At 72.0% G+C, this 26480-nt stretch carries 22 protein-coding genes; 19 read left to right on the top strand and 3 right to left on the bottom strand.

Annotated features, from left to right (window positions below; genetic code table 11):
• Positions 1-230 precede the first annotated feature (230 nt).
• Both FH610_RS29585 and sppA read left to right on the top strand, forming a co-directional pair.
• On the top strand, positions 231-1877 hold the full coding sequence (locus tag FH610_RS29585) for a glycosyl hydrolase family 18 protein (RefSeq protein WP_139578313.1): 1647 nt from the start codon (positions 231-233) through the stop codon (positions 1875-1877).
• A gap of 91 nt (positions 1878-1968) precedes the next feature.
• Positions 1969-3660 carry a signal peptide peptidase SppA gene (sppA, locus tag FH610_RS29580; protein WP_139578312.1) on the top strand — a complete coding sequence of 564 codons (1692 nt, stop codon included), beginning with the start codon at positions 1969-1971 and terminating at the stop codon, positions 3658-3660.
• Between the two features lie 76 nt (positions 3661-3736).
• Here the strand turns inward: sppA and FH610_RS29575 are convergent, their stop codons facing one another.
• On the bottom strand, positions 3737-4198 hold the full coding sequence (locus tag FH610_RS29575) for a flavin reductase family protein (protein ID WP_139578403.1): 462 nt from the start codon (positions 4196-4198) through the stop codon (positions 3737-3739).
• Positions 4199-4394: 196 nt separating this feature from the next.
• On the opposite strand from FH610_RS29575, the gene FH610_RS29570 reads away from it, so the two are divergent.
• On the top strand, positions 4395-5669 hold the full coding sequence (locus FH610_RS29570; protein WP_139578311.1) for a phytase: 1275 nt from the start codon (positions 4395-4397) through the stop codon (positions 5667-5669).
• Between the two features lie 55 nt (positions 5670-5724).
• Here FH610_RS29570 and FH610_RS29565 read toward each other — a convergent pair whose 3' ends face one another.
• The gene (locus FH610_RS29565) at positions 5725-6894 is read right to left on the bottom strand and encodes an ABC transporter substrate-binding protein (RefSeq protein ID WP_139578310.1); all 1170 of its coding nucleotides are present in this window, start codon (positions 6892-6894) and stop codon (positions 5725-5727) included.
• A gap of 202 nt (positions 6895-7096) precedes the next feature.
• Here FH610_RS29565 and FH610_RS29560 point away from each other — a divergent pair, with 202 nt between their 5' ends.
• The 16 genes from FH610_RS29560 (at position 7097) to FH610_RS29485 (ending at position 23343) form a co-directional block, all read left to right on the top strand.
• The gene (locus FH610_RS29560) at positions 7097-7840 is read left to right on the top strand and encodes a GntR family transcriptional regulator (RefSeq protein ID WP_139578309.1); all 744 of its coding nucleotides are present in this window, start codon (positions 7097-7099) and stop codon (positions 7838-7840) included.
• 109 nt (positions 7841-7949) lie between these two features.
• A complete protein-coding gene (locus FH610_RS29555; RefSeq protein WP_139578308.1) occupies positions 7950-8921 on the top strand; it encodes a Gfo/Idh/MocA family protein in 972 nt (323 codons plus the stop codon).
• A complete protein-coding gene (locus tag FH610_RS29550) occupies positions 8918-9769 on the top strand; it encodes a sugar phosphate isomerase/epimerase family protein (RefSeq protein WP_139578307.1) in 852 nt (283 codons plus the stop codon). Before FH610_RS29555 ends, FH610_RS29550 begins: the two co-directional genes overlap by 4 nt.
• A 35-nt stretch (positions 9770-9804) precedes the next feature.
• A complete protein-coding gene (gene iolC, locus FH610_RS29545; RefSeq protein ID WP_139578402.1) occupies positions 9805-10812 on the top strand; it encodes a 5-dehydro-2-deoxygluconokinase in 1008 nt (335 codons plus the stop codon).
• Positions 10805-11680 (top strand): Cgl0159 family (beta/alpha)8-fold protein, encoded by an 876-nt coding sequence (locus FH610_RS29540; protein ID WP_139578306.1) that lies wholly within the window; start codon positions 10805-10807, stop codon positions 11678-11680. The genes iolC and FH610_RS29540 overlap by 8 nt, the downstream gene beginning before the upstream one ends.
• Positions 11677-12489, top strand: a complete 813-nt coding sequence (iolB, locus tag FH610_RS29535) for a 5-deoxy-glucuronate isomerase (RefSeq protein WP_139578305.1) — start codon at positions 11677-11679, stop codon at positions 12487-12489. The genes FH610_RS29540 and iolB overlap by 4 nt, the downstream gene beginning before the upstream one ends.
• Entirely contained in the window at positions 12486-14336 is a 1851-nt protein-coding gene (gene iolD / locus FH610_RS29530; protein WP_139578304.1) for a 3D-(3,5/4)-trihydroxycyclohexane-1,2-dione acylhydrolase (decyclizing), read from the top strand. The genes iolB and iolD overlap by 4 nt, the downstream gene beginning before the upstream one ends.
• Positions 14336-15316: an inorganic phosphate transporter gene (locus FH610_RS29525; protein WP_139578303.1), complete on the top strand. Its 981-nt coding sequence runs from the start codon at positions 14336-14338 to the stop codon at positions 15314-15316. Before iolD ends, FH610_RS29525 begins: the two co-directional genes overlap by 1 nt.
• Positions 15313-15972: a DUF47 domain-containing protein gene (locus tag FH610_RS29520; protein WP_205826165.1), complete on the top strand. Its 660-nt coding sequence runs from the start codon at positions 15313-15315 to the stop codon at positions 15970-15972. Before FH610_RS29525 ends, FH610_RS29520 begins: the two co-directional genes overlap by 4 nt.
• Before the next feature lie 143 nt (positions 15973-16115).
• On the top strand, positions 16116-17942 hold the full coding sequence (locus FH610_RS29515) for an ABC transporter permease (RefSeq protein WP_139578301.1): 1827 nt from the start codon (positions 16116-16118) through the stop codon (positions 17940-17942).
• Positions 17943-19073 (top strand): ABC transporter ATP-binding protein, encoded by a 1131-nt coding sequence (locus tag FH610_RS29510; RefSeq protein WP_139578300.1) that lies wholly within the window; start codon positions 17943-17945, stop codon positions 19071-19073. It abuts the gene before it with no gap.
• Positions 19070-19834, top strand: coding sequence for an HAD family hydrolase (locus FH610_RS29505; RefSeq protein ID WP_139578299.1), 765 nt, complete (start codon positions 19070-19072; stop codon positions 19832-19834). Before FH610_RS29510 ends, FH610_RS29505 begins: the two co-directional genes overlap by 4 nt.
• On the top strand, positions 19825-20649 hold the full coding sequence (locus tag FH610_RS29500; protein WP_139578298.1) for an inositol monophosphatase family protein: 825 nt from the start codon (positions 19825-19827) through the stop codon (positions 20647-20649). Before FH610_RS29505 ends, FH610_RS29500 begins: the two co-directional genes overlap by 10 nt.
• A complete protein-coding gene (locus FH610_RS29495) occupies positions 20646-21419 on the top strand; it encodes a Cof-type HAD-IIB family hydrolase (RefSeq protein WP_205826164.1) in 774 nt (257 codons plus the stop codon). Before FH610_RS29500 ends, FH610_RS29495 begins: the two co-directional genes overlap by 4 nt.
• 233 nt (positions 21420-21652) lie before the next feature.
• The gene (locus FH610_RS29490; RefSeq protein WP_139578297.1) at positions 21653-22597 is read left to right on the top strand and encodes an ATP-binding cassette domain-containing protein; all 945 of its coding nucleotides are present in this window, start codon (positions 21653-21655) and stop codon (positions 22595-22597) included.
• A complete protein-coding gene (locus FH610_RS29485) occupies positions 22594-23343 on the top strand; it encodes an ABC transporter permease (protein ID WP_205826163.1) in 750 nt (249 codons plus the stop codon). Before FH610_RS29490 ends, FH610_RS29485 begins: the two co-directional genes overlap by 4 nt.
• Here the strand turns inward: FH610_RS29485 and FH610_RS29480 are convergent.
• Entirely contained in the window at positions 23327-26470 is a 3144-nt protein-coding gene (locus FH610_RS29480; RefSeq protein WP_167538791.1) for an AfsR/SARP family transcriptional regulator, read from the bottom strand. The genes FH610_RS29485 and FH610_RS29480 overlap by 17 nt on opposite strands.
• Positions 26471-26480 lie beyond the last annotated feature (10 nt).

Raw genomic sequence — 26480 nt, 5'->3', positions numbered from 1 at the left:
ATGCCGTGGCACGCTGGTGCCCCTCCCGCCGATCTTTGCCCCGGGCGGATCTTGTCGGTCGCGGCACTGGAGCAGGCCCGGTCGTCACCGAAGACGGCGCCGCGACCTTAGCGGAGGCTTAAACGACGCTTAGAGGGCCACGAGGGCGTTGACCCCTTCGCGGTCTGTGCTTACTCTCCTAACTAATAGGAAACTTTCCTGTCCTTTCCCCCCCAAGAGCAGGAGCTCCGTTGCGAAAGATCCTCCTAGGGTCCGTGATCGCGGGCGCCGCGTTACTCGCGCCGCTCGCGCTCGGGACCGCGACCGCCGCCACCCCCGCCACCGCCACGTACGCCGTCGACTCCGACTGGGGATCCGGCTTCCAGGGCAAGTTCACCGTGAAGGCCGGGTCGGACGCCCTGCCGAGCTGGACCGTCGAGGTCGACATGCCGTCGGGCGCGACGATCAGCTCGGCCTGGGACACCACCATGACCAAGAGCGGCAACCACTACACGTTCAAGAACCCCTCCTGGAGCGGCGGCCTCGCGGCGGGCGCGTCGGCGAGCTTCGGCTTCATCGGAGCGCCCGGCGGTTCGACCCCGCTGAACTGCACGCTGAACGGCGCGCCCTGCGCCGGCGGGCCGACCACCTCCCCCTCGGCCAGCCCGAGCAAGAGCCCGAGCCCCAGCCCGTCCGCCTCGGCCTCGCCGTCCGCGTCTCCCTCGGCGTCTCCCTCCGCATCACCCTCGGCGAGCCCGAGCACGCCCCCGCCGCCCGGCGGCAAGAAGGTGATGGGCTACTTCACCGACTGGGGCGTCTACGGCCGGCAGTACTTCGTGAAGAACATCGTGAGCAGCGGCTCGGCCGCCAAGCTCACCCACATCAACTACGCCTTCGGCAACGTGACCAACGGCCAGTGCGCGATCGGCGACTCCTACGCCGACTACGACATGGCCTACACCACGGCCAACAGCGTGGACGGCAAGGCCGACACCTGGGACAACCCCAACGCGCTGCGCGGCGCGTTCAACCAGCTGCGCAAGCTCAAGGCGATGTACCCGAACATCAAGATCCTTTACTCCTTCGGCGGCTGGACCTGGTCGGGTGGCTTCGGGCAGGCGGCGGCCAACCCCACCGCGTTCGCGAACTCCTGCTACAACCTGGTCGAGGACCCGCGCTGGGCGGACGTGTTCGACGGCATCGACATCGATTGGGAGTACCCGAACGCCTGCGGCCTCAGCTGTGACAGCAGCGGCCCTGCGGCGTACAGGAACCTCATGGCCGCGCTGCGCGCCAAGTTCGGCAAGGACTACCTGATCACCGCGGCGATCACCGCCGACGGCAACTCCGGCGGCAAGATGGACCTCGCCGACTACGGCGGCGCGGCGCAGTACGTCGACTGGTACAACGTCATGACCTACGACTTCTTCGGCGCCTGGGACGCCAAGGGCCCGACGGCTCCGCACTCGCCGCTCACGTCCTACTCCGGCATCCCGGTCGCGGGCTTCTACAGCGACAACGCGGTGCAGAAGCTGAAGAGCCTGGGCGTCCCGGCGAACAAGATCCTGCTGGGCATCGGCTTCTACGGCCGCGGCTGGACCGGCGTCACCCAGGACGCGCCCGGCGGCACCGCCACCGGCGCCGCGCCCGGCACGTACGAGACGGGCATCGAGGACTACAAGGTCCTCAAGACCAGCTGCCCGGCCACCGGCACGGTCGCCGGCACCGCCTACGCCAAGTGCGGCTCGAACTGGTGGAGCTACGACACCCCCGCCACGATCGGCGGCAAGATGACCTACGCCAAGAACCAGGGTCTCGGCGGGGCCTTCTTCTGGGAGTTCAGCGGCGACACCTCCAACGGTGAACTGATCGGCGCCATGTCCAATGGCCTGAAGTAACCGCTTCGAGCCGATCGGGCCCCCGCGCGTCTCGCGCGGGGGCTCTGATCATCCGGCCATCCTGGCGAAACCTTCGCTTATGGTGGCATTTATGGACGCGACGAGGACGATCGTAGAAACGGTCGGCAAGCTGCGGCAGCGCCGCACCGCACCGCTCGTGCTGGAACTGGACCTGACCGAGGGGCTGTCGGAAGGTCCGCCCGCCGACCCCGTCACCGCCCTGCTGTCCATGCGCAAGGCGCGCCTCGCCGAGGTGCTGTCGGGCCTGCGCCGCGCCCGCAAGGACCCTCGCGTCACCGCGCTGATCGTCAAGATCGGCGGCAACCCTCTCGGCCTCGGCATGGTGCAGGAGCTGCGCACGGCCGTGGTCAAGCTGCGCGCCGCGGGCAAGCGGACCGTCGCGTTCGCCGAGACGTTCGGCGAGTTCGGCGCCGGCACCGTCCCCTACTACCTGGCCAGCGCCTTCGAGCGGGTCTACCTCCAGCCCTCCGGCGACGTGGGCCTGACCGGGGTGGCGCTGGAGCAGCGGTTCCTGCGCGACGCGCTCGCCAAGGCCGGGGTGCAGTATCAGATCGGCCAGCGGCACGAGTACAAGACCGCGGCCAACACCTACACCCAGAACCACATGACCGACGCCCACCGCGAGTCGGCCGGGCGCATCGCCGAGTCGGTCACCGAGCAGATCGTCGCCGGCGTCGCCGAGGGGCGCGGCCTCGACCCCGAGCGGGTGCGTGAGCTGATCGACCAGGGCCCGTTCATCGGGTCGGAGGCCGTCGAGGCCGGGCTCGTGGACGGGCTGAAGTATCGCGACGAGGTCTACGCCGAGACCGTCGACGACGGCGCGCACCTGCTCTACGTGTCGCGGTACGCCAAGAGCGCGCTGTCCGGCAGGCTCCCCCACCCCGGAGCGGCCACGGTCGCCCTGGTCCACGGCAACGGCATGATCCGTCTCGGGCGCAGCGGCCGCTCACCGCTGGGCGGCGGGGGCGCCATAGGCTCCGACACCATCTGCGCCGCCCTGCGCTCGGCCCGCCGGGACGAGAAGGTCAAGGCCATCGTGTTCCGCGTGGACAGCCCCGGCGGGTCGTACGTCGCCTCCGACGCGATCTGGCGGGAGGTCGTGCTGGCGCGCCGGGCCGGCAAGCCGGTCATCGTGTCGATGGGCGACGTGGCGGCCTCCGGCGGCTACTTCGTGTCGATGGCGGCCGACGTGATCGTGGCCCAGCCGGGCACGCTGACCGGCTCGATCGGCGTGTTCGGCGGCAAGCCCGTCGTCGGCGAGCTGCTCGGCAAGCTCGGCGTGGTGACCGAGTCGGTCGCCGAGGGTGCCAACGCCGGGATGTTCTCGCCGTCCACCACGTTCTCCGACGACCAGTGGGAGCGGGTGAACGCCTGGCTCGACCGCATCTACGACGACTTCGTGGGCAAGGTGGCGCAGGGCCGCGACCTCACCAAGGAACGGGCGCACGAGCTGGCCAGGGGCCGGGTGTGGACCGGCGCCGACGCCAGGGCGGCCGGTCTCGCCGACGAGCTCGGCGGCCTGGAGGACGCCCTCGCCCTGGCCCGCCGCCGGGCCGGGCTGCCCGGCGACGCCCCCGTACGGACCTATCCCCGCATGCATCCCCTGGAGCGGCTGCGCCCGCCGGAGTCCAGCGAGGACAAGTCGGCCGCGCTCGCCCGGGTGCGTCTGGAGGCGTGGGGGCCGCTGGCGCGGATGGCCGGGCAGCTCGGCCTCCCGGCGTACGGCCCGCTCGTGCTGCCCGGCTACTGGACGATCCGTTGACCCGCTCCCCGGCCTGAAGGCCGGGGATTCAGCCCGTGCCGCGTGACCGTCACAGATGTACGGCAGCCCGGCCGGCTCACGCCTGGACGATGCGGTAGCGGGAGCGAAGCCGTACGAGCGGGGCCTTGGAGGCGTCGACGTAGTCGACGCCGAGGACCTCCCCGATGAACAGCGTGTGATCGCCGGCCGGGACGACCTGGATCGTCTCGGCCTCGATCGCCGCCACCCCGCGCTCCACGACCAGCGCCTCGCTGTGCGCGCCGCGATGGTGGGCGACCCCGGCCAGCAGGAGCCGGGCGCCCGGCCGCCCGGCCGCGGCGAACCTGGAGGCGACCGCCTGCTGGCCGTCCGCGAGGACGCTCGCGGCCCAGCGGTCCCTGCGCAGCAACACCTCGGCGAGATATCCGGCCGAGTCGAGGCTGATCAGCACGAGCGGCGGGTCGAGCGACACCGACATCAGGGTCGCGACCGTCGTGCCCAGGTCGTCGCGGTCGTCCTTGACCGTCACGACCGCCACGCCCGCGGCCAGCTGCCCCATGGCCTCGGTGAACAGTCCCTGCCCAGGTCCCACACCCAGCTCCTTCCCCTCCGGCGTGCGACTGTGCCATCGGGGCCGGGCCTGCGCAACCGACCTCTTAGCTGTGTGTATGTCATGACATAAGCATGACCTATTGCATTGGTGTTAATTGGTCATTACGGTCGAGGCGACATCATCCCCCAACCGAGGAGGCGCGATGCGTCCCCTGTCCGGGCTGTTCCTTGCCACTCTGACGATCTCCCTGATAGGCGGGGCGGCGGTCCCCGCGTCGAGCAGCGGCGCCGCCACCGTGTACCCGCAGGTGGAGACCCCCGCCCTGTACGACGACGAGGCCGGCGGCAACGCCAACGGCGACGACCCCGCCATCTGGGTGGACCCCCACGACTCGGACGACAGCGTGGTGATCGGCACCGCCAAGGAGGCCGGGCTCTTCGTCTACGACCTCGACGGACGGCAGGTCCAGCACCTGCCCGCGCCCGCCGCGCCGGGCCCCGACGACGAGGTCGGCAGGTTCAACAACGTCGACGTGGCCTACGGTTTCGGCGACCGGGACCTCGCGGTGGTCTCCGACCGGGGCCGCGACCAGCTCAGGATCTACGCCATCTCCCACGGCCGGCTCACCGACGTGACCGACCCGGCCGCGCCGTTCGTCTTCAACTCCACCCAGGAGCAGGTCGACGAGAAGGAGACGGCGTACGGCCTGGCCACCTGGACCGACTCCACCGGGACCTACGCGCTGGTCAGCCGGCGGCACCGGACCTCGGTCGGGCTGGTGAAGCTGCTGCCCAAGCCGGGCGGGAAGGTCGGCTACCAGCTGGTCAGGACGCTCGACCTGCCCGCGTCGTTCGCCCTGCCCAACGGGCAGAGCTGGGCCCCGTGCGACGAGCCCGGAGTCCAGCCGCAGGTCGAGGGCATGGTCGTGGACCAGGAGAAGGACGTGCTCTACGCCGCCCAGGAGGACGTCGGCATCTGGCGGATGCGGGCCGACCTCACCGGCACGCCGGTGCTGGTGGACAAGACCAAGGAGTTCGGCGTGCCGGGCACGTACGACGCCGAGGCCGACGAGTGCACGCCCGGCGCCGACCCGGGCTACGGCGGCACGCACCTGGCGGCGGACGCCGAGGGCCTGACGATCTACTACCGCGAGGACGGCAAGGGCTACCTGCTGGCCTCCAGCCAGGGCGACAGCACCTTCGCCGTCTACCGCAGGGAGGGGTCCAACTCCTACCTCGGCCAGTTCCGCGTGGGTGAGAAGGACGGCCGCGACGGCGTCGAGCACAGCGACGGCTCGACCGTGCTGAACGTGCCGCTCGGCGACTTCGTCGAGGGCGTGTTCGTCGCGCACGACGGGGAGAACACCCCCGCCGAGCCCGACCGGGAGATCACCGGCTTCAAGTTCACCAAGTGGGGCGACATCGCCGACGAGCTCGACCTCGACGTGGACACCGACGGCTGGGACCCGCGCGACTGACGCGGGCGCATCAGAAGGCCCCCGGGTATCCCCGGGGGCCTTTCCGTTCAGCGGGTCAGCCGTGGTTGACGCGCCAGAAGTCCGAGGCCGTCTGCCGGTTGCGCAGGTCGCCGAGCAGCCCGGCGGGGTCGGTGTGGAAGAGCTGCCCCTTCCAGTCGCTCAGGCCGTCCGGGGTGACCAAAGGCTTCACCGTGCTGTTGCCGGAGACGCCGCCCTCGCCGATCTCGTGCTTCACGCCCTCCTCGGTCATGATGAAGTGGACGTACAGCTTGGCCGCGTTGAGGTGCTTGCTCTTGGCGGCGATCGCGACGTACTTGGGGTAGCTGAAGCCGACGAACGGCGTCATCCCCTCGCAGGTCGCCTGGGCGTATCCCTTGTCCTCGTTGTTGCGGAACTTCGAGATCGACATGAAGCCGATCTTCTTGTCGGTGGCGTTCTGCGCGCCCACCGCGGCCGAGATGTCCTCGTCGGAGCCGGTCAGCACGGGCTTGTTGGCCGAGATGCGCTTGACCCACTCGTAGGCGGCGCTCTTCTCCTCGGTCTGCAGCGGCTTGCCGTACTTGGCCTGGTAGGCCTGCTCCAGCGCCTGGTTGCCGTGCGCGTCGAGCTGGGTGAAGAACGACAGCACGGTCGGCTTGCCGAGCGGGTCCTGCATGACGAGCTTGCCCGCCCACTCCGGCTCGGTCAGGTCCCACACGTTCTTGATCGGGCATCCGCCGGGCGACAGCTTGGTGTTGTAAGCGAAGACCGTGGCCTTCGACAGCGCGAGCAGCGGGTTCCGGCTCTCGGCCGGGATCTGGTCCTTCAGGTCGGCGGGCACCCACGTCTGCGCGACGCCCTGCGGGATGAGCTGCCCGACCAGCACGCCGCCGTCCTCGTACATGGCCGCGTCGATGGTGACGTTGCCCGCCGCGTGCTCCCTCGTCATCTTCTCGGCGGTCTGCGGGGTGTCGGACTTCACCCCCTCCATCGGGATGCCGTACTTGGCGGTGAAGGCCTTGGCCACCTCTTCGATGTCGCCGCTGGAGTCGTAGACGAGCAGGCCGCCCTCCTTCTTCGCGGCGGCGACCAGCGCGTCCAGGTCGAGGGACGCGTCGATCGAGGGGCCGGGCAACGGCTCGGCGCTCGTCGCCGAGGACGGCGCGTCCGGGCCGGTGGAGGGCGCGCAGGCGGCGACGGCGAGCGCGAGCAGTGCCAGGGGAACGATCTTCCGGGTACGCCTCAAGGTGGCGTCACTCCTCTTGCCTCTCGGGGGGTCGTCGGGCGCCGCCCAGAGCCCCGATCCGGCGCCGCGGTGTGCTCCACGATGAACGTCACGTGAACAGTTTGTCAAGACATAATGACCGCAGTTGCGAACTGGACATCTTCTGTTAATCAGGCCACTGTGGCATTGGTCAAGACATTCTGATGTCAGCTACCGTCGAGTCGTGACAGTCACCAGATTGGACATCGACCTCGACAGGTCGAGCCCCGTGCCCCTCTACTTCCAGGTGGCCGAGCGGATCACGGAGGCCATCCAGGCCGGCAAGCTGCCCCCCGGCTCCCGGCTGGACAACGAGATCCAGCTCGCCGAGCAACTCGGCCTCTCCCGCCCCACCATCCGCCAGGCGATCCAGTTCCTCGTGGACAAGGGCCTGGTCGTCCGCAAACGCGGCGTCGGCACCCAGGTCGTGCACGGCCAGGTGAAGCGCGCGGTCGAGCTCACCAGCCTGTACGACGACCTCCGCCGGGCCGGGCAGGAGCCGGAGACCCGGGTGCTGTCCCTGAACACCGTACCGGCCGAGGAGGAGGTCGCCGCCGCCCTGGGCGTCGAACCGGGCACGGAGGTGCTGCGGCTGGAGCGGATCAGGTTCGCCATGGGAGAGCCGCTCGCCCTGCTGCACAACTGGCTGCCGGTCGGGCTGGCCCCGCTGACGGCCGAGTCGCTGATGGAGCGCGGGCTCTACGAGATGCTGCGCCAGACCGGCATCCGGATGCGGGTGGCACACCAGCGCATCGGCGCCCGCGCGGCCTCCCCGGCGGAGGCCCGGTTACTGGAGGAGCGGCGCGGCTGCCCGCTGCTCACGATGGTCCGCACCACCTACGACGACCAGGGCCGGGCGGTCGAGCACGGCTCGCACGTGTACCGCGCCTCGCACTATTCCCTCGAGGTCACCCTCGTCGAGCGCTGAGTCACGCTTTTCTCATCGGGATGATAGTTCATCCGAATGTCAGGACAAACTATTGACCTTTACCTTCCGCTCATCTAGAACTGGAGGCCCCTGGACGAGGAGCTGACACATGCGTGTGGGTTTGCTGGGCCTTGGCCGCATAGGCGTCTTCCATGCCGCCACCCTTGCCGGTCTCGCGGACGAGCTGGTGGTCTCCGACGTGGACCGGAGCCGGGCGGAGGAGGTGGCGGCACGGCTGTCCGCGACGGTCGGCGACCCCTTCGACGCGGACGCCGTGGTGATCGCGACCCCGACGTCCACCCACGCGGAGGCGCTCGATCGCGCCTGTCAGCTGGGCGTCCCGGCGTTCTGCGAGAAACCGGCGGCGCCCACGGCGGAGGAGACGCTGCGGGTCGCCGAGACCGTCGAGCGCACCGGCGCCGTCGTGCACATCGGCTTCCAGCGCCGCTTCGACGCGGGCTACCTGGCCGCCCGCGACGCGCTGCGCTCCGGCGATCTGGGCGTGCTGCACCGCGTCCACCTGATCACCGCCGATCCCGCGCCGCCGCCCGCCGGCTACATCCCCTTGTCCGGCGGCATCTTCCGCGACTGCCACATCCACGACTTCGACATCCTGCGCTGGGTCACCGGGCGCGAGGTGGACACGGTCTACGCGACCGGCGCCAACCGCGGCGAGGAGTACTTCGCCGAGGCGGGCGACGTGGACACCAGCGCCGCGATCCTGACGATGGACGACGGCACGCTGGCCACCCTGCAGGGCTCGCGCTACAACGGCGCGGGCTACGACGTGCGGATGGAGCTGGCCGGCACCCGCGGCGCATGGGCGGCAGGGCTCGGCGGGCGCACCCCGCTGCGCTCGGCCGAGGGCTTCGCGCCGGACGGCGACCCCTGGCCGGACTTCCAGGCCAGATTCGAGGAGGCGTACGTCGCGGAGATGACCGCCTTCCTTGAGGCGGCGCGGGGCGAGCGGGAGAGCCCCTGCACGGTCCGCGACGCCCTGGCCGCGCTGTACGTGGCCGAGGCGGCGGACCTGTCCCGCCGGACCGACCGTCCCGTCCGCGTGACGGAGGTGACGAAGTGAGGATCGCCGCCGCCCCCATCTCCTGGGGAGTCTGCGAGGTGCCCGGCTGGGGTCACCAGCTCACCCCGGGGCGTGTGCTGGCCGAGATGGCCGCGCTCGGGCTGACGGCCACCGAGCTGGGCCCGGACGGGTTCCTGCCGCCGGAGCCGGACCGCCGCGCCGCCCTGCTCGGCGGCTACGGCCTGCGCGCGATCGGCGGCTTCGTCCCGGTCGTCCTGCACGACCCGGCGCACGACCCGCTGCCCGCCCTGCGGGACACGGTGGCCGCCTTCGAGGCGGACGCGGTGGTCGTGCTGGCCGCCGCGACCGGGGTGGACGGCTACGACGGACGCCCCGCCCTGGACGACGAGGGCTGGCGGACGCTGCTGTCCAACCTCGACCGGATCGACCGGGAGATCTCCCACCTGCTCACCCTGCACCCCCACGTGGGCACGATGGTCGAGACCGGCGAGGAGGTGGAGCGGGTCCTGGAAGGCTCGGCCGTCTCCCTCTGCCTGGACACCGGGCACCTGCTGGCCGGCGGCGCCGATCCGCTCGACGTCGTCAGGAAGGCCCCCGAGCGGATCGCCCACGCGCATCTCAAGGACGTCGACGCGGACCTCGCCGGGCGGGTCAGGGCGGGCGAGCTCACCTACACCGACGCGGTGCGGGCCGGGATGTACCGTCCGCTCGGCCGCGGCGACGTCGACGTGGCGGGCATCGTGTCCGGCCTGACGGCCGCCGGCTACACCGGCTGGTACGTCATGGAGCAGGACGTGATCCTCACGTCGGCCGACGCCGATCCTCTGGCGGACGTGCGCGCGAGCCTGGCCTACCTCACGGGCCTGGCCTCCCCGGAGGACGCGTGAGCGGCACTGAGACGGCGGCGCCGGAGGTGCTGACCATGGGGAGGGTCGGGGTCGACCTCTACCCCCTGCAGGTCGGGGTCTCCCTGCGGCAGGTGTCGACCTTCGGCAAATACCTGGGCGGCAGCCCGACCAACGTGGCCGTGGCCGCCTCCCGTCTGGGCCGCCGCAGCGCCGTGATCACCCGCACCGGCGCGGACCCGTTCGGGCGGTTCGTGCACGACGCGCTGCGCGAGTACGGCGTGGACGACCGGTACGTGACCGCGGTGCCCGGCCTGCCGACCCCCGTGACGTTCTGCGAGATCCGGCCGCCGGAGGACTTCCCGCTGTTCTTCTACCGCTGGCCCAAGGCCCCCGACCTGGAGATCCTTCCCACCGAGCTCGACCTGGCCGCCGTCACCGGCGCGGCGCTGCTGTGGACGACCGTGACCGGGTTGTCGGACGAGCCGTCGCGTGGCGCGCACCTGACGGCGCTGAAGGCCCGGGGACGCGCCCCGCACACCGTGCTCGACCTCGACTACCGGCCGATGTTCTGGTCCGACCCGCGTACGGCCCGGCGGCACGTGCGCGAGGCGCTCGAACACGTGACGGTCGCGGTCGGCAACCTCGACGAGGCCGAGGTGGCCACCGGCCTGCGCGATCCCGAGGCGGCCGGCCGGGCCCTGCTCGACGCCGGGGTCGAACTCGCGATCATCAAGCGGGGATCGGCGGGGGTGCTGGGCATGACGACCGGCGAGACGGCCGAGGTGCCGCCCGTCGACGTCGAGGTGGTCAACGGGCTGGGCGCCGGGGACGCCTTCGGCGGAGCGCTGTGCCACGCGCTGCTCGCGGGCTGGCCGCTGGAGCGGACGCTGCGGTTCGCCAACGCCGCGGGCGCGATCGTCGCCGGCCGGCTGGCCTGCGCTCCGGCGATGCCGACCCTCGGCGAGATCGAGACCGTCGTGACGCGGGGTTCCGCACGGGGACTCCCCCCGGACCCGGGGAACGTCATCCAGGGGGACGCCCCTCAGGGAGAAGCAGGAAGGGGGGACGCCGGGCATGCGTGAAGAGGACTACCGCCGCCTGCTGGACGACCGGGCCTGGCACCCGGAGCGGGTGGCCGAGGCGGCCGCGGCCCGCAGGCGCCGTCCGCTGCGGAGCGGCCGCGACCGGCTGCTGATCATCGCGGCCGACCACCCGGCCCGGGGCGCGCTCGGCGTGGCCGGGCGTCCGATGGCGATGGAGAGCCGGATCAGCCTGCTCGACCGGCTGACGACCGCCCTGGCCCGGCCCGGCGTGGACGGGCTGCTCGCCACTCCCGACGTTGTGGAGGACCTGCTGCTGCTCGGCGCCCTGGACGACAAGATCGTGATCGGTTCGATGAACCGGGGCGGCGTCCAGGGCGCGGCGTTCGAGTTCGACGACCGCTTCACCGCCTACGACGCCGACTCGCTCGCGGCGATGGGCTTCGACGGCGGCAAGATGCTCTGCCGCATCGGGCTGGAGGACCACGCGACCGTCGCCACGCTGGCGAGCTGCGGGCAGGCCGTCACCCAGCTCGCGCGGCACGGCCTGATGGCGATGATCGAGCCGTTCTGGTCCCATCGTGTCGGGGGCGTGGTGCGGCACGACCTGTCGCCCGAGGCGATGATCCGCGCCATCAGCGTCGGCCAGGGGCTGGGGGCGACCTCCGCCCACACCTGGCTCAAGCTCCCGGTGACCGAGGACATGGACCGCGTCCTCGAGGCCACGACGCTGCCCGTCCTGCTGCTCGGCGGCGAGCCCGGTTCCGACGAGATCTGGGACTCCTGGAGCAAGGCCCTGCGCCTGCCGGGCGTGCGCGGCCTGGTCGCCGGGCGGGCGCTGCTCTACCCACCGGACGACGACGTCGCGGCGGCCGTGGACGCCGCGGTCACCCTGCTGGAGACCACATGACCTACATTCCTCACGGCACGGCCGCCTCCGGCCCCTGGGACGTCGAGATCACCCCCGAGGCCGCGAGCTGGACGTACGCCGGGCTGCGGGTCGTGGACCTGGCGGACCGGCCGGTGGAGCTGTCCACCGGCGAGGAGGAGATGCTCGTCCTGCCGCTGGCCGGCGCCTGCGACCTCGTCGCCGACGGCCTGCGGCTGTCGCTCACCGGACGCCCCTCGGTGTTCTCCGGGCCGACCGACTTCGCGTACCTGCCGATCGACGCCCGGGTCACGATCACCGGCAGGGGCAGGATCGCGCTCCCCGCCGCCCGGGCCACCCGCCGATTCCCCATCAGGTATGGCCCGGCCGACGCCGTGCCGGTGGAGATCAGGGGCGCGGGGCAGGCGACCCGGCAGGTGAACAACTTCTGCTCCCCCGAGGCCTTCGACTGCGACAAGCTCGTGGCCGTCGAGGTGATCACGCCGGGCGGCAACTGGTCGTCCTATCCGCCGCACAAGCACGACACGCCGTCGGAGCACGAGGCGGTGCTCGAGGAGATCTACTACTTCGAGGGCGGCCCCGGCTACCAGCGGGTGTACGGCACGCACGAGACGCTGGCCGAGGTGTCGGCGGGCGACGTGGTGCTCGTCCCGCACGGCTACCACGGCCCGTCGATGGCCGCCCCCGGCTACGACCTCTACTACCTGAACGTCCTGGCCGGCCCGGCGGACAAGCGGTCCATGGCCTTCTCCGACGACCCGAGGCACGCCTGGATCCGCGACTCGTGGGCCGACCAGCCCGTCGATCCCCGGCTGGGAGGTGTCTCATGACGAACACGACGAGGCTCACGGTGGCGCAGGCGCTGGTGCGCTTCCTCGCGCAGCAGTGGACCGAGCGCGACGGCGTGGAGCACCGGCTGATCGCCGGCTGCATCGGCATCTTCGGGCACGGCAACGTCGCGGGAATCGGCCAGGCCCTGGCCGAGCAGGGCGCGGGCACCCACGACCCGCTGCCCTACTATCTGGCCCGCAACGAGCAGGCGATGGTGCACACGGCCGTCGGCTACGCCCGGCAGTCCGACCGGCTGTCCACACTCGCCTGCACCAGCTCGATCGGGCCGGGCGCGACCAACATGGTCACCGGGGCCGCGCTGGCCACGATCAACCGGCTGCCGGTGCTGCTGCTGCCCGGCGACCTGTTCGCCACCCGGGTCGCCTCGCCGGTGCTGCAGGAGCTGGAGGACCCCCGGTCGTACGACGTCAGCGTCAACGACTGCCTCAAGCCCGTCAGCCGCTTCTGGGACCGGGTCAACCGGCCCGAGCAGCTTCCGGCGGCGCTGCTGGGGGCCATGCGGGTGCTCACCGACCCCGCCGAGACCGGCGCGGTGACGCTGGCGCTGCCGCAGGACGTGCAGGCCGAGGCGTACGACTGGCCCGAGGAGCTGTTCGCCCGCAGGGTCTGGCACGTGGCCCGGCCGGTCCCCGAACCCGCCGCCCTGGCCAGGGCCGCCGAGCTGCTGCGCGGCTCGCGCCGCCCGCTGATCGTCGCCGGGGGCGGGGTCAGGTACAGCGGCGCCTGCGCCGAGCTGGCCCGCTTCGCCGGACGCCACGGCGTGCCGGTGGCCGAGACCCAGGCCGGCAAGGGCGCGCTGCCGTACGACCACCCGTGCGCCGTGGGCGCGATCGGGCACACCGGGACCCGCGCGGCCGACACCCTGGCCCGCGAGGCCGACCTGGTCATCGGGATCGGCACCCGCTACAGCGACTTCACCACCGCCTCGCGGACGCTGTTCCGGCAGGCCGGGTTCCTCAACGTCAACGTGGCGGCGTTCGACGCGGCCAAGCACGCGGCCGAGACGCTCGTCGCCGACGCACGGGAGGCCCTGAAGGCACTCGACGACGTGGACTGGCGGGCCGACCCCGACTGGACGGGCCGGGCGGCCGAGCTGGCGGCCGGGTGGCAGGCCGAGACCGACCGGTTCTACGGCGGGACCGAGCTGACCCAGCCGGTGGTGCTCGGTGTCCTCAACGAGGTCGCCGCGGGCGGGGTGGTGGTCAACGCGGCCGGGTCGATGCCGGGCGACCTGCACCGGCTCTGGCGTGCCTCCGACCCCGGGCAGTACCACGTCGAGTACGGCTACTCCTGCATGGGCTACGAGATCGCCGGAGGGCTGGGGGTGAAGCTCGCCGCTCCGGAGCGTGAGGTGTTCGTGCTCGTCGGCGACGGCTCCTACCTGATGATGGCCCAGGAGATCGCCACCGCCGTGCAGGAGGGCGTCAAGCTCGTCATCGTCCTGGTGGACAACCAGGGCTTCGCCTCGATCGGCGCGCTGAGCGAGTCGGTCGGCGCGCTCCGGCTCGGCACCGCCTACCGCAAGCGCGGCCCGGACGGCCGGCTCGACGGGGAGCGGCTGCCGGTGGACCTCGCCGCCAACGCCGCCAGCCTCGGCGCCGACGTGCTGACGGCGGCCGATCCGCAGACCCTGCGCACCGCGCTCGCCAAGGCCGTCGCGTCGCCCCGCACGACCGTGGTCTACGTCGAGACGGTCCCCGGCCCCGCGCCCGCCGCCGAGGCGTGGTGGGACGTGCCGGTGGCCGAGGTGTCGGGGCTCGCCGAGGCACGCGCCGCGCGCGAGCGCTACGACGAGGCCAAGCGTGACCAGCGGCCCTACCTCTGATGGGGTGGACGCTCGCGTTCGCCGCGGCGGCGGTGCTCTTCACGTTGATCAGCGGGGCCAACGACGGGGCGACCCTGATCGGGCTCGGGCTGCGCTTCCCCCGCTCACCGGGCTGGACGGCCGCCGCCCTGCTCACCGCGGCCCTGTTCGCCGGGCCGTACGTGCTGGGCGTCACGGTCGCCCGGACGTTCACGGAACGGCTGGCGGGGCTGGACACCGGGCAGGGGGCGACGGCGTTCCTCACCGGAGTGGTGGTCGCCGTGACGGTGGTCGCGATCCTGACCGGCCGCGGCCTGCCCACGAGCCTCACGCTCGCCGTGATCGGCGGCATCACCGGCGCCGGGCTCGGCGCGGGGCTGCCGGTGGCGTGGCGGGGGGTGGCCACCGTCCTCGCGGTCGGGGCCGGGGCGCCCCTGGCCGGGCTGGTCCTCGGCTACCTGCTGGGGACGGCGTCCCGCCGGGTGCCGTCCTACCAGCGGATGCCCCGGCTCGTGGGCACCGCCCACCTGCTGGCGTACGCGGCCCAGTGCCTGGCGTACGCGGTGAACGACGGCCAGAAGATGATCGCGGTCGCGAGCGTGGCGATCGGCGTGGGCCGCGGCGGGCTCGGCCGGGTGGGCCCCGTCCACGTCCCGCCGGTGTGGATGGCCGTCCTCGCGGCGCTCTTCCTCGCCGGGGCGCTGGCGGGTCTCCCCCGGGTCGGCGCCCGGCTCGGGCGCGGCCTGGTCATCACCCGGCCGCTGCACGTCGTCTCGGCGGAGACGGCGGCCACCGGCGCCGTGCTCGGCAGCTCGGCCCTCGGCAGCCCGGTGAGCATGACCCAGTCCATCACGGCCGGTGTGGTCGGCGTGGCGGCAAGCGAAGGAGCACGGAGGGTGCGATGGCAGGCAGTGGTGAACATGGGAACGGCGTGGCTGGTCACGCTGCCGTCGTCGCTGGCGCTGGGCTGCCTCGCGGGGCTGACGCTCAGGCTGCTGTGACCGGCGTGCGCGGGCGCGCCCGCCGGTTCTCGCGGGCCTGGGACGACCTGCGGGGGCGGTCGGCACGGCGGGTGGTCGACCTGGTCCGCGGGCAGATCGCGGTCGCGCGGGACGGAGCCGGGCTCGCCCGCGCCACCGCCACCGGCGCGACGGACCGGCCGGCCGCGCGGGCCCGGATGACCGAGGTGGAGCACGAGGGGGACGCGGCGCGGGGCGAGCTCGTGGAGACCCTGCGCCGGGTGCTCGCCACCCCCATCGACAGGGAGGACCTGTTCCGGCTCTCCCGGTCCATCGACGACGTCCTCGACCACCTCCGCGACTACGTACGCGAGACCGACCTGTTCGGGCCGGAGGACCTCGGCTTCGCGGTCGAGCCGCTGCAGGCGGTGATCGACGGCCTGGCCGAGCTGGACGCGGCCGTGCTGAAGATGCTCGACGACCCCGGGTCGGTGACCGTCGCCGTGCTCGCCACCCGCAAGTGCTGCAACCGCCTGCGGCAGCTGTGCCAGGCCCGGCTCGCCGAGCTGTTCAGCGGCCCGCTGCGGATGGAGACGCTGCGCGAGCGCGAGTTGCTGGGCCGCCTCGACGCGGTGGGCCGGCGGCTCGGCGAGGCCGCCGACGCGCTCGCCGACGCCATGCTCAAACGCAGCCACTGAGCCGCGTCCCACCAGGCGGAAACCCCGCTCCGCCGCGCCCGAAACCCCGACGGCCCGTTCCCCGCCCCTTCCCGACTTCCCGCCAACCCTGAAAGCGGGGCCCCGCACCGCGGCGGTCCCCGACCTCGAAGGAAGTACCCCCCATGGCTGTTGTCACCAAGGCGGAGACACCGCCCCGACCACCCAGATCGCGCAGGCTGCTCTATCGGCTCCGCGTCCTGCGCCACGACCCGACCGCCGCGCTCGGGCTGATCCTCGTCGTCGTGCTCGGCTATCTCGTCGTGGCGCCGCTGGTCGCCGTGCTGTCCGACGCCTTCCGCCTGCAGTACGGCGACGACGTGCACGCCGGGCAGGCGGCCGGCGAGTGGACCGGCTACTACCTCTGGCGGGTCTTCCGCTCCCAGATCAGCGGGCTGCTGTTCTGGCAGCCGCTGCTCAACACGCTGGTGGTCGCGCTGGGCACCGTGCTGTTCGCCCTGGTGCTCGGCGGCGGCATGGCGTGGCTGGTGACCCGCACCAACGTGCCGGGGCGCAAGTGGCTGGCGGGCGCGCTGGTGGTCCCCTACATGCTGCCGTCGTGGACCTTCTCGCTGGCGTGGCTCACGCTGTTCAAGAACGAGCGCGCGGGCGGTCAGGTCGGGTTCCTCCAGGCGCAGGGCGTGCACACGCCCGACTGGCTGGCGTACGGCGCGTTGCCGATCATCGTGACCCTCGGGCTGCACTACTACCCGTTCGTGCTGCTCCTGGTCGGCAACGCGCTGCGGCGCATCGACGCGCAACTCGTGGACTCGGCGCGCATCCTCGGCGCGCCGCAGCGCACGGTCGTGCGCCGCATCGTGATCCCGCTGATGCTCCCCGCGCTGTCGTCGGCCGTGCTGCTGGTGGTCGGCCGGGTGCTCGGCACGTTCGGCACGCCGTACGTGCTGGGGCTGCCCGCCGACTTCCGGGTGCTGTCGACGGGGCTGTTCCAGTCGATCCGCGACCGCAGCACGGGCGTGGCGTCCGTGCTCGCCACGGTCATCGTGGTCATCGGGGTGGTGATCGTGCTCGCCGACACCCGGATGACCCGCGAGCACCGCCGGTTCGTCACCGTCGGCGGCAAGGGCGGCATGGACCGGCTGAGCGACCTGCGCCGGGTGCGCTGGCCGGCGTTCGCGCTCGGCCTGGTGGTCTTCGGGGTGAGCGTGCTGGTCCCGGTGCTCACGCTGCTGCTGTCCACGGTCACCCGTACGCCGCTGGACCTGTCGACCTTCACCCTCGACTACTGGCTCGCCGAGCGGCTGCCCGGGGCGGTCGGGTTCCCGCACGGCGTCTTCCGCGGCTCCGAGCTGTGGGCGGCGGCGTGGAACTCCCTGCGCATCGTCGGCCTGGCCTCGGTGATCTGCGCGGTCGCCGGGCTGCTGGTGGGGTATGTCGTGGTGCGCGGGACGGCACCGCGCGTCGCCTTCTTCCTCCGCCAGGTCTCCTTCCTGCCCTATCTCGTCCCCGGCATCGCGTTCGCCGCCGCGTCGCTGTCGTTGTTCGCCGTGGCCCGCGGCCCGATCCCCGCGCTGTACGGCACGACGTTCCTGCTGATCCTGGTCATGGCGGTGACCCACCTGCCGTACAGCTCGCGCTCGGGCATCGCGGCGATGACGCAGCTGGGCCGCGAGCCGGAGGAGGCGGCGCAGATCGCCGGCGCGCCCTGGTTCCAGCGGATGGGGCGGATCATCTTCCCGATCCAGAAGGGCGCGCTCGTCACCGGGATCGTGCTGCCGTTCATCTCCGGGCTCAAGGAGCTCAGCATCGTGGTCATGCTCACCACGACCGGCACCGAACTGCTCACGACGCTGTCGATCGGCCTCGTGGACTACGGATACACCCAGCTCGCCAACGCGGTCGTCCTCGTCATCGCGTTGGTCTCCTTCACCATGACGTACCTGACCCAGCGGCTGACCAAGAGCAGCCTGGCGTCCGGGCTAGGAGGATAGATGCCAGCCATCACGTTGACCGGAGTCGCCAAGAGCTACGGCGGCGGCGAGCACGCCGTGAGGAACCTCGACCTCACCGTCCCCGACGGCGCGTTCATGTGCCTCCTCGGGCCCTCCGGCTGCGGCAAGACCACGACCCTGCGCATGATCGCCGGTCTCGAACAGCCCACGGCCGGCACCATCGCCGTGGGAGACAGGGTGCTCGACTCCGTCGAGCGCGGCCTGTACGTCCCGCCGGAAAAGCGCGGCATGGGCCTGGTCTTCCAGAACTACGCGCTGTGGCCCCACCTGTCCGTGCGCGACAACGTGGAGTTCGGCCTGCGCATGCGCAAGGTGCCCGCCGTCGAGCGCAGGGCCAGGGCCGAGGCCGCGCTGAAGATGGTGCACGTCGACGCCGCCATGGACCGCTATCCCTCCCAGTTGTCCGGCGGCCAGCAGCAGCGCGTCGCGCTCGCCCGCATGCTCGCCGTCAACCCGTCGGTGCTGCTGCTCGACGAGCCGCTGTCGAACCTCGACGCCCGGCTGCGCCTGGAGATGCGCGCCGAGCTCAAGCGCATCCACGAGGAGTCCGGCGCGACGATCGTCTTCGTCACCCACGACCAGCTGGAGGCCCTCACCATGGCCACCGACGTCGCGGTGATGAACGAGGGCGAGCTGCAGCAGGTGGCCGCGCCCATGGACATGTACGACCGGCCCGCCAACCGCTTCGTCGCCGAGTTCGTCGGCAGCCCGCCGATGGCGATCGTCGACGTCGGGCCCTCCCCCGCCGGCCTGGCCGGGTCGCTGCTGCGCTTCGCCGAGTCCCGTGTGCCCGGGAGTCTTGAAGGAGCGCAGTGCTCGCCGACGGCCGTCGGCATCCGGCCCGAGGCGCTGCGCCTCGGGCCGCCGCCCGGCGCCACCTGGTGCGAGGAGGCCGTCGTCGAGGCCGTGCTGCCCGCCGGGTCGTCCTGGACCGTACGGCTGCGCGTGCTCGACACCGAGCTCTACGCGGTGTCCTACACCCCGGTCGAGGCGGCCCCCGGCGACGTGGTGACCTGCTGGACCGAGCGGATGCACCTGTTCGGCGCGGACGGCGCGCGGCTGTCCGCCTGGGACGGAGCCGCGTCTCCGGCGAAGGGGGCGGTGGCGTGATCAGGCCCGTGGCGTTGTTGCTGGACTTCGGCGGTGTGATCGTGGAGACCACCCGCCGCCCGTCCTGGGCGGCCGAGCTCGCCGCCGAGGTGCACGGGCTCCTGCGCCGTGCGGGGTTCGACGGCCTCACCGTCGAGGAGGTCGAGACCGACATCCGGGCGGGCGCGCGCGCCGACAAGTACTGGAAGGACTCGACCTCCCGGCGCTTCGCGCCCGAGGAGATGACGCACCGGGAGTTCTGGGCCGACTACGTCGGGGGCGACTGGCCCGAGCAGGCCCGCACCCTGGTGACCGCCGAGGCGACCCCGCTGTGCCGGCGGATGGGCGAGCTGCGCAGCGGGCGCAAGCTCCGGCCGGGGATGGAGGAGCTGCTGGAGGCCTGCTGGGCGAACGGCGTCACTCCGGCGGTCGTCAGCAACGCGCTGTGCGGCGTCGTCCACCGCGACTTCATGACGACGGCCGGGCTCGACCGCCAAGTGGCCGTGCAGGTCTACAGCGACGAGGTCGGCGTGCGCAAGCCCAACCCCGAGATGATCTGGATCGCCTGCCGGGCGCTGGGCGCCGACCCCGCCCAGGTCTGGTACGTCGGCGACAACTACGACCGCGACGTGGTGTGCGGCGCCCGCGCCGGAGTCGGGGCGACCGTCCTGATGGTCTCCGGCAGCACCGACAAGATCCCCTACCGGGTGCGCCAGAGCCCCCAGGCGACCGTGGAGGACCCGCGCGGCCTGCTGACCCTTCTGGAGGAGACATGGATCTGAACACCTCACGTGAGCTGGCCGCCATCGCGGTCAGGGCGGCCAGATCGGTCGGCGACATGCTCCGCCACGCCTTCCGCTCGCGGCCCGAGATCACCACCAAGCGCGACTTCCACGACCCGGTGACCGAGCACGACAAGGCGGCCGAGGCACGCATCCGGGAGGTCATCGACCGCCTGTGCCCCGGCAGCGTGGTGGTCGGCGAGGAGGGCGGCGTACGCGGCGAGGGCGAGGTCCGCTGGTACGTCGACCCCATCGACGGCACCGCGAACTTCGCGGCCGGGCTGCCGTTCTTCTGCACCTCGATCGCCGCCGCCGTGGACGACGAGGTGGTGGCGGGCGTCGTCTACGACCCCGTGCGCGACGACGAGTACACCGCCTCGCTCGGCGGGGCCTTCTGCAACGGCGTGCCGCTGCGCAGCTCCGGCGCCCGCACCGACCGGGAGGCCGTGCTGCTGTCGAGTTACCCCACCCCCCGCGACATCAGCGCGGGGGGCGACGACGCGCTGCATCGATTCGCCCGCATCCAGCACGCCTTCGCCACCACCCGCCGTCCCGGCAGCGCGGCGCTGAAGCTCGCGCACGTCGCCGGGGGCTGGTCCGACGTCGCGCACGGCACGAACATCAACGCCTGGGACGTCGCGGCCGGGTCGCTCCTGGTCGCGCAGGCGGGCGGGGTGTTCGTCCCGCTGTCCGGCAGCGTCTTCACCCCCGGCGGCTACATCGCGTGCGTCGGCGGGTTCGACCTCGCCGGGTCGGTGATGGCCGAGGTCTTCCCGGACATCGCGGCGGCGGTCGCGGCGGGAGCGGCCTCGTGATCCGCTGGATCGTGACCGACCTGGACGGCACGCTCGTGGGGCGCGACCTCGCCATGGTGCCCGCCAGCAGGGACGCGCTGTGCCGCTTCCGCGCCGCGGGCGGGGAGGTCGTCATCGCGACCGGGCGGATGGAGCTGTCGGCCCGGCCGTTCTACGACGAGCTGGGGCTCGACGGGGCGGCGATCCTCTACAACGGCGCCCGTACGGTGGACCTCGGCACGGGAGCGGTGCTGCGCTCCCGTCACCTGCCGCCGGGCGCGTGGCGGACGCTGCTGGAGATGTTCGGCGACCTCCCCGAGGGCGTGTATCCGGTGGCGTTCTGCGGCGGCGAGGCGCTGGCCGTGCACGACGTGCCGCAGTTGCGGGACTACGCCCGGCGCGACGGCATCGACCTGCGGGATCCGGGCGACTGGTCGGCCCTGCCGCCCGGTGGGATCACCAAGTGCATGCTGATCGGCGACCCGCTCCCCGACCTGGCGATCCCCGGCACCGTGACGGTCCGGTCCGAGGCCACCTACCTGGAGGTGCTGCCCGAAGGCGCGACCAAGGGCACCGCGCTCCGCGCTCTGGCGGCGGCCCACGGCGTGCCGCTCGAGCAGATCGCCGCGGTCGGGGACAACCCCAACGACATCGACATGATCGCGCTGGCCGGGCTCGGGGTCGCGGTCGGCGACGGCCACCCGGACGTCCGGGCCGCGGCGGACGTCGTGGTCGGCGCCTGCGCCGACGGCGCCGTCGCCGACGTGGTGAACCTCGCCCTGTCCCGATAAGCAGGAGCAACCGAACACCGCGACGAGCGAAGCGGGCAACCCGAGCGAGCCGGAGGGGCGCGCCGCCGGTCTGGACTGAGGAACGCGCGCAGCGAGGAACGAGCGAGCACGTGACGAGGGAAGACGGCGGATAAGAGCGCCCCGACGAGCGCAGCGGGCAATACAGTCCGTGTCAGCGGCCGCGTCAGCACGGCAACGGGCCGGTATCAGAGCGGTCGGCGATCGTGAACGCCATGAACGGATCAGCGATCGCGGCCTCGGGACTGCGAAAGGCCTACAAGGACAAGGTCGTGCTCGACGGCATCGACCTGGACGTCAAGTCCGGCACGATCTTCGCCCTGCTCGGGCCCAACGGCGCCGGCAAGACCACGACGGTGAACGTGCTGACCACGCTGCTGGCCCCCGACGCCGGCACGGTGGTCGTCGCCGGGCACGACGTGGCGACGGAGACCAAGGCGGTGCGGGCGGCGATCGGGGTCACCGGGCAGTTCGCTTCGGTGGACGACCTGCTCACCGGCGAGGAGAACCTGCTGCTGATGGCGGATCTCCTGCACCTGCCCAAGGCGGAGGGCAGACGAATCGCCGGCCGGTTGCTCGACCGGTTCGATCTGGCCGAAGCGGCGGGCAAACCGGCGGCGTCCTACTCCGGCGGCATGCGCCGCAAGCTGGACCTCGCCATGACCCTGGTCGGCGAGCCGCAGATCATCTTCCTGGACGAGCCCACGACGGGACTCGACCCGCGCAGCCGCCGCACGATGTGGGAGATCATCCGGGAACTGGTCGCCGGCGGCACGACCATCTTCCTCACCACCCAGTATCTGGAGGAAGCCGACCAGCTCGCCGACCGCATCGCGGTGCTCGATCAGGGCCGGCTGGTCGCGGAGGGCACCGCCGACGAGCTCAAGCGCCGGGTTCCCGGCAGCCATGTCCGGCTGCGGTTCACCGGCCGGGACGAACTCGACGCCGCGGCACGGATCCTGCCCGGGTCGACGAGGGACGACGAAGAGCTGACCCTGCAGGTGCCCGGCGACGGTGGAGTGAGGTCGTTGCGCGCGCTGCTCGAACAGCTCGACGCGCACTCCGTCGACGTCGAGGAGCTGTCGGTGCACACCCCGGACCTGGATGACGTCTTCCTCGCCCTTACCGGCACCGCGAACAAGGAGGTCAACGCCCGATGAAGGTCATCGCGGATTCCACGACCATGCTGCGGCGCAACTTCCGGCACACGATGCGCAATCCGGTGGCGCTGTTCAACGGCATCGTCATGCCGGTCTTTCTGATGTTCCTGATGGTCTACGTGTTCGGCGGCGCGTTCAGCGTCGGCGTCGACTACGCCGACTACGCGACGCCGGGGTTGATGCTGACGACCATCTGCTACGGCATCGGCGCCACCGCGATCGCGGTGAACTCCGACATGACGACCGGATTCATCAACCGGCTTCGCGTCATGGACGTGTCCCGGGCCGCGGTGCTGAACGCACACGTGATCATCACCATGCTGCGGAGCCTGGTGGCCATCGCGTTCGTCACCGGGGTCGCGTTCCTGATGGGATTCCGGCCGTCGGCGGGTTTCGCGGAATGGCTCGGCGTGATCGGCATCGTCGCGCTGACGGTGTTGGCGATCGGCTGGCTGACCGTCGCGTTCGGTCTCGCGGCGAAGACGCCGGAGAGCGCGGGCCTCGCCGCCGTCCCGTTGATGCTCCTGCCCTTCTTGAGCAGCGCGTTCGTGCCGGCCGGCAAGATGGGTCCCGGCGCGCGGCAGTTCGCCGAGTATCAGCCGTTCACCCCGATCATCGAGACCCTGCGCGGGTTGCTGACCGGCGCGCCGTCTGCGGGCTCGGCCATCACGGCGATCGCCTGGTGTGCGGGGCTGACGCTGGTCGGCTACCTGTGGGCACGCGCGTCGTTCAACAAGCGAGCGTGATCTCGGCCAGCTCGCGCCAGTCCCGCCTCCCGCCGTCACGAATCGCCTCGGTGAACACGGATTCACCGAGGCGATTCCGCGCGTCCGCGGCGATCCTGGAAACGTCCGGATGCGAACGATCCGGCGTGCCGCGCACGGCGTCGCTCGCCGCGAGCAGTCGCGCGGCCTGCTCGTAGTCTCCCTGGCGCAGCGCGAGATCCGCGATACCGATCAGCACCTCGGCGATCGCCGGCGGATACTCGTACTTCATGACCGCGCGGAGCGCCTCGGTCCGATACGCGCGGGCCTTGTCGAGATCCTCGGTGAGGTAGCCGTACAGATCCATGATCGCGGCACGGACGGAGTCGCCCCTTTCCGCGTCGTTCAGCACCGCACGCACCGTGGCCAGATGCTCGTGTGCCTGGTCCGGCTCGCCGCGCCGGCGCGCCAGCTGCGCCTGCGCAAGCGCCAGCTCGGCAAGCGAGTCCGGCCAGGCGATCCCGCCCGCGCACCGCTGCGCTTCCGCCATGGCGCGAGCGCTGGACCGCTCGTCGCCGAGCAGCCAGTACAGCTGAGCCTGCCGCGCCAGCAGGCCGACCACGTCCTCGGTCCCGCCCACCTCGGTCAGCGCCACGATCGCCTCTTCGAAATGCTCACACGCGCGTGCCAACTCGCCGCGCATGGCGAGCCGATCGGCCAGGAAGGTCAGCGCCAGCGAGATCCCCATCCGCTCACCCAGCGTTCGGAACTCGGCAAGGGCGATCTCGGCGTCGACGTCCACATCGGTCTCGTCACCGCCGAGCATCAGCCGGAGCCGGCCACGAGCGAGCCTGGCCTGCGCGCGCACCCACGGATCCTCGTCGGCGATGAGCGGCTCGAACGCGGGGAGGAACTCCGCCGGGCCCTGCAGCATCCGCTCCAGCACCCCGACGAACCCGAGCAGCGGGTGGCGATACCCACTGCGCTGGGCGAGCCGGTGCGCCTCGTGGATCCACTCCCGCGCCTGATACTGGTCGCCGCCGACCCCGGAGGTCAGGAACATCGTCACGATGAGGTACGCCATCGCCCGCACCTCGTCGGACACCTCACCGTGCATCGAGGACGCCGCGATGCTCAACTCGGTGCCCTCGGCCCTGTGCCCGCCGAGGTACCAGTACCAGCCCGCGGCCCCGACCAGCCGCATCGCCTCCTGGGCCCATCCCTCGGCGATCGCCCCGCGCAGCGCCGCGCTGATGTTGTCGTGCTCGGCCTCGAGCCTGGCCAGCCATTCCAGTTGCTCGGCCCGGCGCAGGTGCGGATCGGCCGTCTCTGCCAGCTCGGTGAAGTAGGCGAGGTGCGCCCGGCGCGCCGACTCGGTTTCCCCGGCTTCGGCGAGCCGGTGCGCCGCGTACTCCCTGATGGTGTCGAGCATCCGGTAGCGCGGCGTGCCCTCGCCGTCGGCGAGCAGCAGCGATTTCTCGATCAACGCGGTCAGCACGTCGAGCACCTGCTCCCCGGCGAACGCCTCGTCCCCGCACACCCGCTCGGCCGCCTCCAGGCTCGTCCCTCCGGAGAACACCGACAGCCGCCGCAGCACGCGGCGTTCGGCCTCGGTCAGCAGATCCCAGCTCCAGTCCACGACCGCGCGCAGCGTCTTGTGCCGGGGCAGCGCCGTACGGCTGCCGCCGGTCAGCAGAAGGAACCGGTCATCGAGCCGGCGTGCCAGCTGATCGACGGACATGGTGCGCAGCCGTGCCGCGGCCAGTTCGATCGCCAGCGGGATCCCGTCGAGCGCCCGGCAGATCCGCGCCATGGCCGACAGGGTGTGCGCGTCGGAGCCGACGTCCTTGCGCACCAGATCCGCGCGGTCCCGCAGCAGCCGCACCGCGGGCGAGGACCCGGCCTCGGAGGGGTCCACTCCCTTCGGGGGCAGCGCGAGCGGCTCGACCTGCCACAGCACCTCCCCGGTGATACCGAGCGGTTCCCTGCTCGTGGCCAGAATCCGCAGCCTCCGGCACTCCCCCAGCAGCCGATCCGCGAAAGCCGCGGCCGCCTCGATCACGTGCTCGCAGTTGTCCAGGATCAACAAGATCGCGCGCTCCCGGACCGCGGCGACGAGCTGATCCATCGGTTCCCCACCCCGTGCGGCACCGAGCAGTGCCTGGTCACGCAGGCCGATCGCGGTGAGGGCGGCCTGCGCCAGGTCACCGCCCGCCCGCACCGAGGCCAGTTCGACCAGCCACGCCCCGTCCGGCAGCTCGGCGAGCATCGTCCGCGCGGTCTCCGTGGCCAGCCTCGTCTTGCCGGAGCCACCCGCCCCCGCCAAGGTGACCAGCCGGTGCCTGACGACCAGACCGGCCACCGCGGAGACGTCGTCGTCCTTGCCGACGAAACTCGTCAGCTCGGCGCGCAGGTTCGTCCTGTGGTTGTCCGCCCGCGCGCCCAGCTCGCCCCGCAGCAACGCGGTGTGCAGCGCGGAGAGCTCGGCCGACGGGTCGGCGCCCAACTCCTCGGCGAGCCGCTCACGCGTCCGCTGGTACACGGTCAACGCCTCAGCCGTACGTCCCGCCTCGGCGAGCGCTCGCATCAGGGCCGCCACGAACCCCTCCCGCAGGGGATACGCGGCAACCAGCTCGGTCAACTCGGAGACCAGCTCCGAACCACGGCCGAGGCGGATGTCCGCGTCCACCCGGTCCCCGAGCGCGGCGACGTGAAGTTCGTCCAGACGCGCGACCACGGCGTCGAACGCGTCGCTGTCTCGCAGCGCGATGTCCGCCATGGCCGCACCGCGCCACAGTGCCAGGGCCGAGCGCAGCAGATCGGCCCGCGCCGCGGGGTCGGCGGCGCGGGCCTGACCGACCAGGTGCTCGAATTGGCACACGTCCACGGCATCAGGCGCCACGGCCAGCCGGTAGCCGCCGGAGTCCGCCTCGATCACACCGTCCGGCAACACCCTGCGCAGCCTGGACACCAACGCCTGCAGGGCATTGGCTTCGTCCGCGGGCGGCCGTGGCCCCCAGATCCAGTCCACCAGCCTCGCCCGCGAGACGATCCGGCCGGGTTCGAGGGCGAGCGCGGCGAGCAGTGCGCGCAGCCGAATCCCGGGAACCTCCACCACGGACCCGTCGCGGTTGCGGACCTCGAACGGTCCGAGCAGTTCGACTCGCACGTCAGCAATT

Source organism: Microbispora catharanthi, from assembly GCF_006334915.2.
Taxonomy (GTDB): Bacteria; Actinomycetota; Actinomycetes; order Streptosporangiales; family Streptosporangiaceae; genus Microbispora; species Microbispora catharanthi.
The sequence above is the reverse complement of the archived record's forward strand: the minus strand, read 5'-3'. Positions and strand labels throughout refer to the sequence as shown.

Coding starts and splice junctions, on each gene's coding strand:
- FH610_RS29515 (WP_139578301.1), top strand. CDS start 16,116: ATGGCTGTTGTCACCAAGGCGGAGACACCGCCCCGACCACCCAGATCG.
- FH610_RS29555 (WP_139578308.1), top strand. CDS start 7,950: ATGCGTGTGGGTTTGCTGGGCCTTGGCCGCATAGGCGTCTTCCATGCC.
- sppA (WP_139578312.1), top strand. CDS start 1,969: ATGGACGCGACGAGGACGATCGTAGAAACGGTCGGCAAGCTGCGGCAG.
- iolB (WP_139578305.1), top strand. CDS start 11,677: ATGACCTACATTCCTCACGGCACGGCCGCCTCCGGCCCCTGGGACGTC.
- FH610_RS29490 (WP_139578297.1), top strand. CDS start 21,653: ATGAACGGATCAGCGATCGCGGCCTCGGGACTGCGAAAGGCCTACAAG.
- FH610_RS29485 (WP_205826163.1), top strand. CDS start 22,594: ATGAAGGTCATCGCGGATTCCACGACCATGCTGCGGCGCAACTTCCGG.
- iolC (WP_139578402.1), top strand. CDS start 9,805: ATGGGGAGGGTCGGGGTCGACCTCTACCCCCTGCAGGTCGGGGTCTCC.
- FH610_RS29510 (WP_139578300.1), top strand. CDS start 17,943: ATGCCAGCCATCACGTTGACCGGAGTCGCCAAGAGCTACGGCGGCGGC.
- FH610_RS29540 (WP_139578306.1), top strand. CDS start 10,805: ATGCGTGAAGAGGACTACCGCCGCCTGCTGGACGACCGGGCCTGGCAC.
- FH610_RS29575 (WP_139578403.1), bottom strand. CDS start 4,198: ATGGGGCAGCTGGCCGCGGGCGTGGCGGTCGTGACGGTCAAGGACGAC.
- FH610_RS29570 (WP_139578311.1), top strand. CDS start 4,395: ATGCGTCCCCTGTCCGGGCTGTTCCTTGCCACTCTGACGATCTCCCTG.
- FH610_RS29500 (WP_139578298.1), top strand. CDS start 19,825: ATGGATCTGAACACCTCACGTGAGCTGGCCGCCATCGCGGTCAGGGCG.
- iolD (WP_139578304.1), top strand. CDS start 12,486: ATGACGAACACGACGAGGCTCACGGTGGCGCAGGCGCTGGTGCGCTTC.
- FH610_RS29525 (WP_139578303.1), top strand. CDS start 14,336: ATGGGGTGGACGCTCGCGTTCGCCGCGGCGGCGGTGCTCTTCACGTTG.